At 69.4% G+C, this 14,861-nt stretch carries 12 protein-coding genes, 1 tRNA gene and 1 pseudogene; 8 read left to right on the forward strand and 6 right to left on the reverse strand.

Features of this window, described 5'->3' with window-relative positions:
* Positions 1-662: 662 nt before the first annotated feature.
* Positions 663-2,534: a hypothetical protein gene (locus tag ACI79T_RS07505; protein ID WP_456609424.1), complete on the reverse strand. Its 1,872-nt coding sequence runs from the start codon at positions 2,532-2,534 to the stop codon at positions 663-665.
* 1,673 nt (positions 2,535-4,207) lie between these two features.
* On the opposite strand from ACI79T_RS07505, the gene ACI79T_RS07510 reads away from it, so the two are divergent.
* Positions 4,208-5,056, forward strand: a complete 849-nt coding sequence (locus ACI79T_RS07510; RefSeq protein ID WP_456609425.1) for a hypothetical protein — start codon at positions 4,208-4,210, stop codon at positions 5,054-5,056.
* A gap of 180 nt (positions 5,057-5,236) precedes the next feature.
* Here the strand turns inward: ACI79T_RS07510 and ACI79T_RS07515 are convergent, their stop codons facing one another.
* Entirely contained in the window at positions 5,237-5,494 is a 258-nt protein-coding gene (locus ACI79T_RS07515) for a hypothetical protein (RefSeq protein ID WP_456609426.1), read from the reverse strand.
* A 792-nt stretch (positions 5,495-6,286) separates the two neighbouring features.
* On the opposite strand from ACI79T_RS07515, the gene ACI79T_RS07520 reads away from it, so the two are divergent.
* The 3 genes and pseudogenes from ACI79T_RS07520 to ACI79T_RS07530 all read left to right on the forward strand — a co-directional run.
* Positions 6,287-6,496 carry a hypothetical protein gene (locus ACI79T_RS07520; protein WP_456609427.1) on the forward strand — a complete coding sequence of 70 codons (210 nt, stop codon included), beginning with the start codon at positions 6,287-6,289 and terminating at the stop codon, positions 6,494-6,496.
* A 197-nt stretch (positions 6,497-6,693) separates the two neighbouring features.
* On the forward strand, positions 6,694-6,906 hold the full coding sequence (locus tag ACI79T_RS07525; RefSeq protein ID WP_456609628.1) for a helix-turn-helix domain-containing protein: 213 nt from the start codon (positions 6,694-6,696) through the stop codon (positions 6,904-6,906).
* Between the two features lie 74 nt (positions 6,907-6,980).
* Positions 6,981-8,006 (forward strand): annotated as a pseudogene (locus ACI79T_RS07530) (tyrosine-type recombinase/integrase); the annotation flags it as partial.
* A gap of 200 nt (positions 8,007-8,206) precedes the next feature.
* Here ACI79T_RS07530 and ACI79T_RS07535 read toward each other — a convergent pair.
* From ACI79T_RS07535 to ACI79T_RS07550, 4 genes are all read right to left on the reverse strand, one after another.
* Positions 8,207-8,279, reverse strand: a tRNA-Ala gene (locus ACI79T_RS07535).
* A 105-nt stretch (positions 8,280-8,384) separates the two neighbouring features.
* Positions 8,385-8,798: a VOC family protein gene (locus ACI79T_RS07540; protein ID WP_456609428.1), complete on the reverse strand. Its 414-nt coding sequence runs from the start codon at positions 8,796-8,798 to the stop codon at positions 8,385-8,387.
* A gap of 20 nt (positions 8,799-8,818) precedes the next feature.
* Positions 8,819-9,232, reverse strand: a complete 414-nt coding sequence (locus ACI79T_RS07545; protein WP_456609429.1) for a helix-turn-helix domain-containing protein — start codon at positions 9,230-9,232, stop codon at positions 8,819-8,821.
* A gap of 25 nt (positions 9,233-9,257) precedes the next feature.
* The gene (locus ACI79T_RS07550) at positions 9,258-10,055 is read right to left on the reverse strand and encodes a M23 family metallopeptidase (RefSeq protein ID WP_456609430.1); all 798 of its coding nucleotides are present in this window, start codon (positions 10,053-10,055) and stop codon (positions 9,258-9,260) included.
* 431 nt (positions 10,056-10,486) lie between these two features.
* On the opposite strand from ACI79T_RS07550, the gene ACI79T_RS07555 reads away from it, so the two are divergent.
* From ACI79T_RS07555 to ACI79T_RS07570, 4 genes are read left to right on the forward strand one after another with little or no spacing between them, the layout of a single operon-like run.
* Positions 10,487-12,097, forward strand: coding sequence for a mannitol dehydrogenase family protein (locus tag ACI79T_RS07555; RefSeq protein WP_456609431.1), 1,611 nt, complete (start codon positions 10,487-10,489; stop codon positions 12,095-12,097).
* Positions 12,098-12,132: 35 nt separating this feature from the next.
* Positions 12,133-12,915 carry an HAD family hydrolase gene (locus ACI79T_RS07560; protein ID WP_456609432.1) on the forward strand — a complete coding sequence of 261 codons (783 nt, stop codon included), beginning with the start codon at positions 12,133-12,135 and terminating at the stop codon, positions 12,913-12,915.
* The gene (locus tag ACI79T_RS07565) at positions 12,912-14,045 is read left to right on the forward strand and encodes a CDP-glycerol glycerophosphotransferase family protein (protein WP_456609433.1); all 1,134 of its coding nucleotides are present in this window, start codon (positions 12,912-12,914) and stop codon (positions 14,043-14,045) included. The genes ACI79T_RS07560 and ACI79T_RS07565 overlap by 4 nt, the downstream gene beginning before the upstream one ends.
* The gene (locus ACI79T_RS07570) at positions 14,026-14,847 is read left to right on the forward strand and encodes a phosphocholine cytidylyltransferase family protein (protein WP_456609434.1); all 822 of its coding nucleotides are present in this window, start codon (positions 14,026-14,028) and stop codon (positions 14,845-14,847) included. Before ACI79T_RS07565 ends, ACI79T_RS07570 begins: the two co-directional genes overlap by 20 nt.
* Positions 14,848-14,861 lie beyond the last annotated feature (14 nt).

Raw genomic sequence — 14,861 nt, forward strand, 5'->3', positions numbered from 1 at the left:
GGCCATCGCGCCACCTACTCGACTTCGCTGCAGCCCAGCCGCAGCAGTCTGCCGGCAAACCTGGGCACTGGTTCACGATGCCCTGAACCACATTTCGGTCCGGGGGGTCGTCGCCGCGCTGTGGCGTCCGCATCCCTTGATACGGGCCCGAGGACGCGCGACGCCGTCTTGCTCCGACGTCACAGCGTGCCAGGTGGCCTGAGGGGCTCGAGGGCCGCTTGCACTTGCGGGGCTGACCGGTCGACACAGACCGGGGCACTGTTCTCAGGGCCAGGCCTCACCGTCAGGCGCCGTCTGGGCAGCCGGACCCTTGCAGCCCGACGGTTCAGACCCCGTTTCCCTCCGCACGCAGTGACCACGTGCAACCCCCCTCGGTCGATGCAGCACAGGAACGGTAGCCCGACATCACCATGCAGTGCACAACCGGGCACGGTGAGTCACGCCAGCGAGCGGCTCCCGCGATCTTCAGCGGCGGCAGACCCCGGCTCGTGTCCTGTGCCGCGCATCAACGGCTCAGGACTTCCGCGGGACGACTCTCGGCACAACTCTGAGGCACTGGAGGGCGCAAGCTCAAGGGCACACTCCTCTTGCATACCTTGAGAGGGAGAATTGCTAGGTCCACTGGCGGCAGGGCGCTGGTATCGCTGCCGGGCCGACCTCACTTACCAACGGTCGGGCAACTTCACGGGCTCGTGTCGCCAACGGTCCATCAGCGCCAAGGCTGCTTGTTCTGCTGGGGTGACAGGAAGTCCGGATTGAGCCGCAACAACAGCGCGCTGGGCGACCCGAGGCGCGGTCTCCAATTCCGAGTCCTGGTGGTCCCGAGCCCAGTCGCCCAGTCGGCGGCACCGCGAGGTGAACACTGACAGGTTCCCGTTGGTGCCCACTGCGAAAAAATGGGCGGCGATCCGCAGGCGGTGACGCCTTTCGATGATGGGCCTACCTTCGGCCGTTACGTGCAGGAGCGCATTCAGGAGGAGCAGGGAAGTCTCGAAGTCATCCGCGGGATGCGGGCGCTGCAAGAACTCGCGAAAGGGTGCGGTGGCGGCTTGGAACGTCCGGGTTGTGCGATGCTGCTCGGCCACGAGCTTCACTTGGTGGATTGCAGGATCGAGATGGGCCAGCAGTAGGCCGATTGTTGCCATGGGCGTTGGCAAGTCGACCTCGCCGCGGACAGTCATCGTGTCCCCGTCCCGCGCAATCTTGACCTCGCGCCAGCCGGATGCAGCCAGGAGCACAGTCGGAACCAAATCGGGGTCGAGCTCCTCCAGCAGGTCGCTGTCATCGGGCGTCTGTCCGACTCCCTCCCCAGCTGTGCGTATAGCCAGCTGTAGGCCGAGCGCGGTCTCGAGGAGGCCCAGGACAGCGTCGGCTAGCTCCTCGAAGCTGGCCTCGTGCGCGGATGCGGCCCTCGAAGCCTGCAGGGTCACGCCAGCCGGGTGGACGACGTAGTCACGATGCGCACTTGCATGCCGAGCCGGCACCAGCATGGCCTCCGTCAAGACTGCGGGTAACCGACCTCGAGCAGCTGCGACCACGCTTGTACCCGTCCGCCCGCGGGCCTCCTGATACGCGGCGACCGCATCCTCGCCAGGATCCCCGCACGCGAGCATTGTTGCGAGAAGGTGGCGAACAGGGCCTTCGATGACGTCCTGGATGAACAGGAGCTGGGCCCGCACGCCGATACGAGGCGGCAAGCCAGGTTGAGAAACCATGCTGGCGAGGTAGCGACAGGCGTCAAAGAGCGTCGTGGTCGCAGCTCGCTGGTAATCCGACCAATTCGCACTCTCACCCATGGCGCGCAACCGATCCTGGTTGAGTGTCTGATGCGCCTGCTCGCACACCAAGGTAAGACGATCCGGATCGAGCAGGACGCTCGCCGCCAGGAGGACTAAGTGAACCTCAAGGCCAAGGCCTGGCTTGCCGTCATTGGGAAGAACTGAGAGCCGACCGCGACCGATGCGGTCGAGGATCATGATCGATTCAAGACCGCCGCTGCTTGCTTCCAGGCGCTGAAGATCGCGAGTTATGCAGGCGGCAAGCAGGTCGGTCTCTCCGAGGTCAACAACTTGATGCGTGAAGGCCAGTTCTTCGCCGAGTTCACCCGCGAGCTGGCCAGCCTTGTCGAGAAGTCCCTGTCCCCTTTGTGCAGCATGCTGAGCCGCACCTAGATCGCTTGCACCGAACGCCTCGATGAAGGCGTCGACTGACTCCCGGACAGCTGTCACACACTGCAGAGCTCCCCTGCCGTGCCGCCGCCAAGGGCGCAGCCACACTCCAGCAGCGCGGGCTTCCCGCTGCCGTAGGTCCTTGGCTATCGCGACCAGCTCTCGGTTTGCGGCGCGCTCACGGTCTCCGCCCTTGTCTACCTCTTGAAGAATTGTAAAGAGTCGGCGAGGCAGCCCCGACAGGCCAGCAAGCAGCTCGGCCAGCTCGCCGAGGTCATCTGGCGGAACCAGGTCTTCGTTCAGGTGAGCCCGGATGGCTTGAGCAGCGGCGCGCCGACGCTGCGCCTTCACGTCGAGTTCCCCCACGGACGGGCCTACGCCACAAGTGGGGCAAGGTTGTCCGGCGACCCGTCGGTCCCCACAGCGCAGGCACCTGCGCGCGCTGAACGACAGGGACAGACGAAGGCGACCGCCAGCTTCGTCGTCCGTCGGAGCGGAGACCTTGGACCGTTTGCGGCCGTACTTTCCCCGCGCCACCGTCACTCTTCCTCACCGCCCAGCGGCGCTCGTGTAAGACCTTCAGGTGGGGCTGTGCGGGACTCTCCTGCTATGGCCAGGTAGCGGTGCCCTGGCGAGGCACATGAACAGGCTCCCGGGTGGACGACCCCACTATGCCGATAGGCAACGACAGTCTCGGTATCGAGCGCCCCCTTGGCCACTGGACCCCTCTGCGGCTACTGGCGACGCACTCGAGACCTCGGCGGAAGCTTGGAGGGACGTAATTGCGATTCGTCAGTCAGCGGCCCGTCGTGCCGTCCACCAACGTGCAGCCTCTCCCCTGCCCGCCTCGGCCGACCCACCAGGCTGCCAGGGACGGGCGCACGCATCGCCGTCTCGCCGCGGCCGAGGGATGAAGGTCTCTCATGGGGGATGGCCACCACTGCCCGTGTGAACCTTCGGGAGGATCCACTTCCGGCCGCTTGGCGGGAACCGGATGGTTGCGGGCGCGAGCTTTCGCGACTTCGCTCGCCGTCGCCGATTCGTGACCCGTTACGGGCAGACCCGAGCACAGGCGGAGCGACGGCTGCGGGAGACCCTGCGTAACCGGAGGACCGGCGGGACCCCGCCCGTCGACAGCCGGCTCAGCACCGTGACTGGGCTCTTGTTGGCCGAGGTCGACAACAGCGATCTCGCCTCGGGGGCAATGCGCCTGTACCGGTCGTCACCGAGGCGTACGTCTCTCCTCGGCTCGATGCATTGCGACTGCGCGAGATTGCTGTCCCGGCGACCGACCGGATGCTCGACGCGGTCCGCGGAGACCACGGCGCGGCCGCCAAGCCCCGAGCCTTGGCCGCAGACGAGACCAGTCCTACCGGGCCCGTGGCCGGGGTCAACCGCAATGTGAACGCCGCCACTATGCCGCCACCTGCCGGTTTACTGAAGCTTCCAAAGATCGCGAGCCATCACACGTCTTGCATTCACGGTGTCGGGACTCGTTGTGACGGATCGGCAAGCAGCCGCTGCAACCGGTTCACCCCACCCCTCGTCCGCTTCTTCCCCGTCACCGCGTTGCTGTACCAACAAGGCACCAACGTCCGCGGCGCCCAGCTTGCCCGCGCCATCGTCGCCATGCTCAGCGCGGCCATGAGTCACCCATCGACGATCTGGATCTCTCTGAGGCGCAGCTGTAGGACGCGATAGGGCAGGCGTCGGCTGGTCTGCTGCCAGGAGAGCGAGCATGGTCTCGGTCTTGCCCGTGCCCGTTGGCATCACAACGGTGGCCGGCTGACACCCATATACCGATGAAGCGGGAACAGCCGGTTCGAGCACCCACGGGCGGTCCTGGCCAGCGCGATGCTGGCCGCCGTCCGGACACCCCAGCCCAGTGGCACCTGGAGAAGCTAGCGGCGAGGCTGCCCAGCCGCATCCTTCTGGCCTCTGGCCGACAGCCGTCGAACAGGGGGCAGATAGAGAAGATCCCCGGCAGAGTCAGCCGGTGCAGTAGCAGCGGCCCCGCGCGACATCCGTAGACTCTGAGCGTGATGGCCACCTCAAAGCGGCGACTCTCCTTCCTCGACAGCACCCTGAAAGAACTGTTTGCAGTCTCGGGTAATCAGTGTGCGTTTCCGGGTTGCAGTCACCCAGTTATCGATGAACTAGGCCAGGTGGTTGCCCAGGTAGCCCACATTGTGGGGGTTGAACCTCTGTCGCCACGATACGACGCCACGTGGACCCCCGAGCAACTTCGGGAGTCTCGCAATCTCATCATCCTTTGCAACGCGCATCACATCGCAACCAACGACGTAAAGATGTATGACGTGCCAAAGCTAGTCGACATGAAGGCCCGCCACGAAGCGCGGTTCAGTTCGCTGGTATCAGGGTTGCAGAACGCGGTAGAAGACAGGACCGCAGGCGTCCGCTACCGACAGCCCGAGAACTTGCAACGCTTCGCCGTGACCGCCGGACTCAAAGAGGGACACGAGTTCCTAGTTAACGCGGCCGCGCAGATTCCCGCCGCGCTCGAGAGACTCAGGGTCACTCCTCCAGAGTTGCGGTCCCTGTTGGCCATGATTCTGGAGCACGGCTACGATGGCGGAACGGGAGAGTCTTGGTCAATCGACTTCACAAGGCTTGCCTTGCTGAACAACCTCGAAGAGCGCACCTACATCAACTATATCAACACCCTAATCGATATGGGATATGTATACGTGGATCACGAAGACGGCAACGATTCGTACATCGGCACCCATAGTCAGGTGGTAACCCGAGCCACAATGCTGGGAGTCGACTCCACTGTCCCAGCCATCATTTCTACGATGATGGACGTCGGCGGCATTCCGGCACATCAGATCCTTGTCAAGCTGGATTGGCGCTTCCTGCAGGGTTGACCGGTCGGACGTTGCCCAGGCCCGGCCCAGCGGCCGCTCCGAGCGCTCCGACGGACAGAGCTAGTGCCGCCCGTCGCAGCGAGTCGGACTAGAGGTCCCGTACGCGAAGGAGCGAGCCGAGACCGAGGCGGCGCCTGACGCGGGTGTCGGCCGACCCGTCGACCACGACGACAGGCCGCATCAGGTCGCACCAGCGCTCTCGACCAACGCCTGCGACACCAGCCCCTGCCCTTCCGGTTCGATCGAGTCGTCAACGAAGAGAACGCGATCGCCGGCACTGATGAGCTCCCGCCGGAAGCTCAGCGACAGATGTCTGCCCCGGTAGTCCGGCCCGGTCGTGCGCTGCAGCCAGGCGTCGCTGTCCGCCAGTGGCATCTCGTTCTTTCGGATCTCGACGTGCCCCACGCCGAGCGTGGCAGCGGCGAGTGCACCCAGCATCGAGCCCCGGGACTGGACCCCCAGGACTAGTTGTCCCGGTGCTCGCCATGGGGCGGCCGACGCTCAGCCTCAAGCCAAAAGTCGGCGTAGCCAACTCTGAACGTGTCGGGGTTTATCCGGAAGACCGCAACGGTGACGATCAGTGCGACCGTCGCAGAGACGGCAATTGTAGAAACGGATGCATCAGACAAGGTCACTCCCAGAAGACAGCGCGGACGCATGGCTTCTGGCTCGGTGCCCTCCCTCGCCATCGACGGTCTCACCGCCGAGCGGACCGCAAGTCACCTGGCATCAGCCCTCGTCGAGGGACTGCGCGATATAGGGGCACTCGCGACGCGGAGGAAGTAGAGCACGAAGAAACAGGCGAGGTCCAGGCCAACGAGACCACTCGCTGGAGCGACTCCCACCGACGGAGTCACCGGGCGCCCAACAAGATCAATGAATGCGTGTGTGGCACGCCCGGTGCTGCAACTCGTAGTGACGGGTTACTGCAGGCTCATGTGCAGCGTCGTACGCATGGGAAGCAGCGGAAGCCCCTACCAGGCTCGGCGGCGCGAACTGGAGAAGGGGCGGCGCCAGAAGAACCAGCGGACGTCCATGAGGGAGGCCCGCTCGCCGAAGGCGGGCTCCGGCGTCGAGGGGCGAGATCGCCGGACCGCCGCGACGGCCTGCGGGTGGTGCGGAGGGCCGATCGCTCCGGGAAGCCGGGGGCCGATTCCGAAGTGGTGCTCGGCCACCTGCCGGCACCGGGCATGGGAGCAGGCCAGGGCCGCTGCTTCCGGCCTGTCCGCGGTGCATCTCGTCGAGCGGCGCGTCGAGGTCCACGTTCCTCTCGCGCCCACACGCCGCGACTGGCCCAGGTTGCTCGGCGAGCTCACCGGCCAGCTCAACGACGGGCGCGTCTACGACCGCGATCTGCCTGCGCTGTCGCGGGCACTGCAGCCCGTACTGGAGGTCTACCGGAGACGCGCCCACCTCACCGGCGCTCCACACCTGTACTGAACTGAGCCTCCGGGACGTCTGCAGTAGCCCTTGGTGCCGCTGGACCCTCTAGTCAGCGCGCGATGCGTGCGGCCGGGCAGGTACTGGAGATGTTCTGAAGGTCACTCCCCCACCGTTGCACTGCAGCCGTCACGCAGCATTGCGCGACTGATCCGGGAGAGGTCGACATGGGTAATCCGCAGCCGATTCAGGACGTCATGGCCACCGATCGGCTCCTCCTCACGCCCGAAGAGGCGGCGGAGGTCCTCCGCGTCGGTCGCACGACGGTGTACGCCCTCATGAAGAGCGGGGAGCTGCGTCCCGTCCACATCGGCCGCAGCTGCCGGATCTCTCAAGCAGAGCTGGACCGCTACGTCCGCCGGCTTGAGGCTTCCCCGTCCCGTCCACATCCTTCGCCGGACGCCGCATGAATCCACAACGCGCCTGTCCCTCCCCCGAGGGCTCCGCGAGACTGACCCTCCGGAAAAGCGCCAAGGGGTAGCGGATGGCGGGACGTGCGTCGAACGGCGAGTCGACGATCTACAAGGGCGCCGACGGGCGCTGGCACGGCTACGTCTCCGTCGGGTTCACGCTCGACGGCACGCTCGACCGCCAGCACGTCAGCAGCAAGAACCGCGGCGTCGTCGTGGCGAAGGTCCGTGAGCTCGAGCGCAAGCGCGACTCCGGGACGGTCGGCGAGACGTCGACCCCGACCGTCGCCTGGTGGCTCGAGCACTGGCTGACGACCATCGCCCCGCGCCGTGTACGGCAGCGGACGCTGGAGAGCTACGAGTCGGCCGTCCGCAAGCACCTGATCCCCGGCATCGGCCGGCACCGCCTCGACCGACTGCGCCCCGAGCACCTCGACCAGCTCTACACCGCGCTGGTCGACGCCGGCTACTCCCCCGCTACCGTCCTGCGCCACCACCGAATCCTGTCCCGCGCCCTCACTGTCGCCGTCCAGCGCGGCCACGTCGCTCGCAACGTCGCCGCCCTCGTCGACCCGCCCGCGCAACGCCAGAGCGACATCGCCACCGCACTCGACCTCGACGAGGCCCGCGCCGTCCTGGAAGCCGCCGCGGAGGTCCGCAACTCCGCCCGCTGGACCGTTGCGCTCGCTCTCGGCCTGCGCCAGTCCGAGGCGCTGGCGTTGCAGTGGAAGGACATCGACCTGCTCGCGGGCACGCTGACGGTCCGGCGCAGCATCCACCGGGTTCGCGGCGGTGGCCTCATCTACGAGGAGCCGAAGACCCGACGCAGCCAGCGCACCCTGGCCCTACCGCTCCCCCTGGTCACCGAGCTGGAGCAGCAGCGGACCGCCCAGCGCGGCGAGCGGATGCTGGCCGGCTCCGAGTGGCACGACGAGGACCTCGTCTTCGCCCAGCCCAACGGCCGGCCGATCGACAAGAAGACCGACCACGACGACTGGACCCGGCTGCTCGAGGCGGCCGGCGTACGCCATGCCCGCCTGCACGACGGCCGGCACACCGCGGCCACCCTGCTGCTGAGCGAGAACGTGCATCCGCGGGTGGTCATGGAGCTGCTCGGCCACAGCCAGATGCGCACCACCATGGACATCTACAGCCACGTCATGCCGGCCCTGGCCCGCGAAGCCGCCGACCGGATGAGCGCCCCGCTGCTGCCAGGTAAGGGTGGGCAAACTGCAACCACAACTGCAACCAGAGACGACTCAGGCCGCTCCCCAGAAGGGGAACGGCCTGGTCATCGGGGTGGAGCTGAGGGGACTCGAACCCCTGACCCCCACACTGCCAGTGTGGTGCGCTACCAGCTGCGCCACAGCCCCGAACCGGCCCGGAGTGGTGCGTCCGAGCCGGGAGTAACTGTACAACCCCGCCCGCCGCGACCGGCGGAGGGGGTGGGCGCCGCGCGGGGCGGGGCGGGCCGCTGCTCAGACCTGCTTCATCTGCGCGATCCGCAGGTGGTTGCCGAACGGGTCGCGGAGGCCGAAGTCGATCCCGTACGGCTGGTCGACCGGCTCCTCGGTGATCTCCACGCCCTTGGCCACCAGGTCAGCGTGCGTCCGGTAGGCGTCGTCGCAGGCGAAGAAGAGATGTCCTCCGGCGACCCCCTTGGCGATCGCCTCCCGGACCTGGGCGGCGGTCTCCTCGCTCATGGAGGGCGGCCCCGGCCGCTCCAGCAGGACGGCTCGGTCGGGCTGGCCGGGCAGGGCGACGGTGAGCCAGCGCATCGGGCCGAACTGCATGTCGTTCTGGACCTCGAACCCGAGCTTCCCGACGTAGAAGTCGAGCGCCTGGTCCTGGTCGGGCACGTAGATCTGGGTGATGGTCAGCGAGGTCAGCATGGGAGGGACGCTAGGGAGCGTCACTCCCCCGGCGCTTCTCCGAAACTGCTCGGCCGCAGCCAGGCCATCGCGAAGCAGGAGGGCACGGCGGGCAGCGGGCCGCGGCGCCGGTAGGCGCTGGGCGGTTCGCCGACGACGTCGCGGAAGACCCGGCTGAACGTGCCCAGGCTGGAGAAGCCGACGGCCATGCAGATGTCGGTGACGCTGCGGTCGCCGGTGCGCAGCAGGAACATCGCCCGCTCGACCCGTCGGCGCTGCAGGTACCGGTTCGGCGTCTCGCCGAAGGTGGCCCGGAAGGTGCGGATGAAGTGCGCCTCCGAGATGTGCGCGATCCGCGCCAGGGTCGGCACGTCGAGCGGCTCGGCGTAGCGGCGGTCCATCGCGTCCCGCGCGCGCAGCAGCCTCCGGGTCGCGTCCTCCGCGGGTCGGCTCACGCCGGGATGATGCCCGCTGCGGGCGTCAGACCTCGACGCCGCGGGCGGCCAGCCACGGGATCGGGTCGACCTTCTTGCCGTCCAGGCCGCCCTTGTGCACCTCGAAGTGCAGGTGCGGGCCGGTCGACTGCCCCCGGTTGCCGAGCAGGGCGATCGTCTCCCCCGCCTCCACGTACTGCCCCGGCTGCACCAGGATCTTGTCCATGTGCCCGTAGACGGTGACGTCGCCGTTCTCGTGGAGGATGTACACGGCCAGCCCGAAGCCACTGGCCGCGCCGGCGCGCAGCACCACGCCGTCCACCGCCGCGTACTCGGGCGTGCGCATGGGTGCGGCGAGGTCGATGCCGTAGTGGAAGGTGCCCCAGCGGCCGCCGTAGCCACTGGTGAGCCGAGCCCCGGCGACGGGCAGGACGGCCTTGGGCCGGGCGGCCTCGGCGGCGGCCGCGGCCGCCGCCGCCTCGGCGGCCTCGCGCTCGGCACGGGCGGCGCGGGAGGCGGCCACCTCCTCGAGCCGGGCCTCGGCCTCCGCGACCGAGATGGACGCCTGGGGCAGGACCTCCACACCCTCCTCGGTGGTCATCAGCACGTCGGAGGCCTCGATCACGGACGTGGCCTCGGCCGAGGCAGCGGGTGCGCCCTGCAGGCTCAGCCCCGCCGCGGCGACGCCCCCGAGCAGCACCGCGGCGAGCAGCAGGGCGGGGCTGCGCCGGACCTGCGCCCGGGCCGGACGACGCCGGGCGCGCCGCTCGGCGGCCCGGCCGGCGTGCGGGTGCACCGCGCCGAGCAGTTCCGTGCGGGCCTCCGGGCCGGTCCCTGCGTCCATGCACCTGTCCGTCTCGCGTGGGGAAGTCGCGCGCCCGTCCGGGCGGTGCCCATCGAAACATTCCGTGACGGGTCCGTGACCGGACGATCGGCGCGTTGCTCGCGACACGCCGCGTGACCCGCACCACTGGTCCCATGAGTCACACGCGTTACTTACAGCCGTGTGATTGGACCCGGTGCAGAGAGCCCGCGGGGCGTCGGTGATCATGGACACGCGCCACGGGAGGGTGCGGGGCGTTTCGAGGGGCTCGCAACGGGCATTCCCTACCTCCGGCGTGAAAGATCCGCGCCGGTCCGGCGCCTCCGCGCCCGCGAAGCGGCGCCGGGCCTTGTTGCGCGACACCCGGCACCACCCGTGTACTGCTGACCTCCGGGGACCCGTAACCGGTCGGCCCGGTGGCGCCGTGCTCAGAACAGAGAAGGAGGGACGCGATGTCACAGGCCGAGCTCCTGCCCCTGCGGGCGACTACCCGAACGGCTCCGGCCGGCCATCCGGCGACTCCCGTCCCGTCGGACACCGCCACCGCCACCGCCCCCAACATCGTGGCGGCCGCGGACATCCACCCGCTCACCGACGCCACCCTGCCGCTGCACGAGGCGCAGCTCAGCGTCCCGACCTACGACCGGTCGGCGCTGACCCCGGCCGTCGTCCACTTCAGCGTCGGCGGGTTCCACCGGGCGCACCAGCTCCTCTACTTCGACGAGCTCGCCGAGCGCCGCATCAGCGACGGCTGGGGCGTCGTCGGCGTCGGCCTGCACAGCCGCACCATGAAGGACGCCCTCGCGCCGCAGGACCACCTCTACACGGTCGTCGAGCGCAGCCCCGACGGCGAGCGCGCCCGCGTCGTCGGCGTCATGGTCGGCTACCACTTCGCGCCCGACGACCCGGCCGCCGTCCTCGACCTGCTGACCGACGAGCGCACGCGCATGGTGTCGCTGACCATCACCGACAGCGGCTACCGCCTCGACCCGCAGACCGGCCTGTTCGACCCCGACGACGACGACATCCGCCGGGACGTGGCGGAGCCGTCGTCCCCGAGCACCGTGTTCGGCTACCTCGTCGAGGCGCTGGACCGGCGTCGGAGGGCCGGCCTCGACCCGTTCTCCGTCGTCTCCTGCGACAACATGCACCGCAACGGGGACGCCGCCCGCGCCGCCGTCATCGGCTTCGCGCGGCTGCGCGACGAGGTCCTGGCCCGGTGGATCGCCGACCGCGTGGCCTTCCCCAGCAGCATGGTCGACCGGATCACGCCGCACACGAGCGTCGAGGAGCGGGCCGCGGTGGCCCAGCGCTACGGCGTGGACGACCGGTGGCCGGTGATCACCGAGCCGTTCTCCCAGTGGGTCATCGAGGACACGTTCTCCGCCGGCCGCCCTCCGCTGGACACCGTCGGCGTCCGGTTCGTCCCCGACGTCGGCAGCTACGAGCTGATGAAGACCCGGCTGCTCAACGCCAGCCACTGCGCTCTCGGCTACCTCGGTTCCCTCGCCGGCTACGCCAGCCTCGACCAGGTGATGGCCGACCCGGTGCTCGCCGGCTACGTCGCCCGCCTCATGGACGTCGAGGTCACCCCGCTGCTGCCGCCGCCGGACGGCATCGACCTGGCCGAGTACAAGCGCACCCTGCTCCAGCGGTTCGCCAACCCGGCGATCGCCGACGGCCTGCCCCGGCTGTGCCGGCGCGGCTCGACCAAGATGCCGCACCACCTGCTGCCGTCGCTGCGCCAGGCGATCGAGGAGGGGCGGCCACACGGCCTGCTCACGCTCGCCGTCGCCGGGTGGTTCCGCTACCTGCGGGGCACGGACGAGGCCGGCCGGCGGCTGCCCGTCGAGGACGCCCTCGCCGACCGGCTGCAGGCGCTGGCCCGCGCCGGCGGCAGCGACCCGCGGCCCCTCCTCGGCGAGACGTCGGTGTTCGGCGACCTCGGCTCCCACCCGGCCTTCGTGGCCGACCTGGCAGCGGTCCTGACCGCCTTCGACCGCCACGGGGTCCGGCAGACCGTGGCCACCCGCATGCTCGGCCCTGCGGCTCTGCCGCGGTGAGCCCCCCTCCTCCGTCCCCGAAGGGAGCACATCTGGTGCCGACCGTTCCGCCGACGCTCATCGAGCGGGTGCAGTACCTGCTCTGCGACGCCGACGGCAACCTCTTCCCCTCCGAGGAGCCCGCGTTCGACGCCTCCGCCGAGGTCACCAACGCCTTCCTCGCCTCCATCGGCATCGACCGCCGGTACACCGCGGGCGAGCTGCGCCAGGCGGCCACCGGCATGAACTTCCGGTCCACCGCCCTGGCGCTGGCCACCGAGGCCGGCGTGACCGACGTCGACGTCGAGCCCTGGGTCGTCGAGGAGCGCCGCGCCGTCACGGAGCACCTCGGCCGCACGCTGCGCCCCCACCGGCCCACGCTGGACGCGCTCGGCGCGCTGGCCGGCCGGCTGGAGCTCGCCGCGGTCAGCTCCAGCGCGCTGTCCCGGCTGGCCGCGTGCTTCACCGCCACCGGGCTGGACGACCTCATCCCGCCCGCGCGCCGCTACAGCGCCGAGGACTCGTTGCCGGTGCCGACCAGCAAGCCCGACCCCGCCGTCTACCGGCACGCCTGCGACGCCCTGGGCATCGCGCCCGAGCAGGGGCTCGCGGTCGAGGACGCCGTCGCGGGGGTGCGGTCGGCCGTCGGCGCCGGCTGCCCCACCGTCGGCAACCTGCTGTTCGTGCTCCCCGAGGAGCGCGCAGCGCGCCGCGAGGCCCTGCTGGCGGCCGGCGCCGTGACCGTCGTCGAGTCCTGGGCGGAGCTGGCCGACCTCGTCCTGCCCGTGCTCACCGGACGGCCGGACGCCGACGGCGCCCTGACCGGAGCCGCCCGGTGAACATCGTCTACGCCGCCTTCCGCGGGCACTTCTCCGACAGCCCGCGGGCGCTCTACGAGGCCCTGCGCGCGCAGGGCGTCGACGCCACCCACACCTGGCTGTCCGCGCCGCACACCCAGGCCGGCTTCCCGCCCGACGTCCGGACGTTGACCTTCGGCAGCCCGGAGTCGATCGCGGCGCTGGAGGGGGCCGACCTGGTCATCTCCAACGACCACATCCCGCTGGACTGGGAGAAGCGGCCCGGGACCACGTACCTGCAGACGTGGCACGGCACGATGCTCAAGCGGATCCACAACGACGTGCTGTGGGCACCCGAGGGGCGGCTGGCCTACCTGGACCAGGACATCGCCCGCTGGGACCTGCTGCTGTCGCCCAACTCGGTCACGACCGAGCGGCTGCGCAAGGCGTTCGGTTACCGCGGCCCGATCCACGAGACCGGGCTCCCCCGCAACGACGTGCTCTCCAGCCCCCACCGGAACGAGATCCGTGCGCGCGTGCGGTCGGAGCTCGGCATCGGCGCGGACCAGACGGTGGTGCTCTACACCCCGACCTGGCGCGACGACCTGGTGTTCGAGGGCAACGGCGAGCGGGACTTCGAGTTCCCGATCGACCTCGACGCGTTCGGCGCCCGGCTGGGCGGGGACCACGTGCTGCTGCTGCGGCTGCACAACATGGTCATGAGCCGGCTGGAGATCACCGAGGGGTCAGCCGTCCGCGACGTGTGCAACCACCCCGACATCGCCGACCTCTACCTCGCCGCCGACCTGATGGTGACCGACTACTCGTCGACGATGTTCGACTTCGCCGTCACGGACAAGCCCCAGCTCTTCTACACCTACGACCTGGACCGGTACCGCGATAAGCTGCGAGGCTTCTACTTCGACCTCGCCGAGGTCGCGCCCGGTCCCCTCGTCGCCACCAGCGACGAGCTGATCTCGGCGATCGCCGACATCGACACGGTCACCGCGGAGCACGCCGAGCGCTACGCCCGGTTCCGCGAGACCTTCTGCCACCTCGAGGACGGCGCCGCGACCCAGCGCGTCCTCGACCTGATCCTCCCGTCCGCGACCGCGGCCGGGCAGACCACCAGCACGACCACTGAAGGAGATGATGTCCGTGCGGACCGGTGACCACGTCCTCAGCCCCGTTCGTCGGGGTGGCGCCCCCCTGTCGGCCCGCACGACGTCCCGACGGCTGCAGACGCCGTCGGTGCAGGTCGTGATCCTCGCCGCGGGCATGGGCACCCGGCTGGGCCGGCAGGACCCCAAGCCGCTGACCCGCCTCGACGACGGGCGCAGCATCATGCAGCGGCAGCTCGACGGCCTGCGCACCGTCCTCGGCGACGACGTGAGCGTGACGGCGGTGGTGGGCTACCGCAGCAAGCGGATCATGAAGGCCTCGCCCGACCTGCTGTTCACGTACAACCCCGACTTCGCCGTCACGAACACGTCCAAGAGCCTGCTCCGCGGCCTGCGGACCACCCGCGAGGGCGGCGTGCTGTGGCTCAACGGCGACGTGGTGTTCGACCCGGCGGTCCTGGAGGTCGCGCTCCCGTACATGGCGGCCGACCAGAGCTTCGTCTGCGTCGACACCAGCACGGTCGCCGAGGAGGAGGTCAAGTACACCCTCGACGGCGACGGCTACATCCGCGAGCTGTCCAAGATCGTCCGCGGCGGGCTGGGCGAGGCGGTGGGGATCAACTACATCTCCTCCACCGACAAGGCCACCCTCATCGAGCACCTCGAGGAGTGCTCGCACGAGGACTACTTCGAGCGGGGGCTGGAGACGGCCATCGCCGAGCGCGGCCTGCGGGTCCGCCCGGTGGACATCTCCGCCTACGCCGCGGTCGAGGTCGACTTCGAGGGCGACCTCCAGCGGGCCAACACCCTGTTCGGGGCCGACGGCCCGAACGTCGTCGCCGAGGTCGGCTGACCTCCGGGGACCGT

This window comes from Blastococcus sp. SYSU DS0619 (assembly GCF_054051035.1).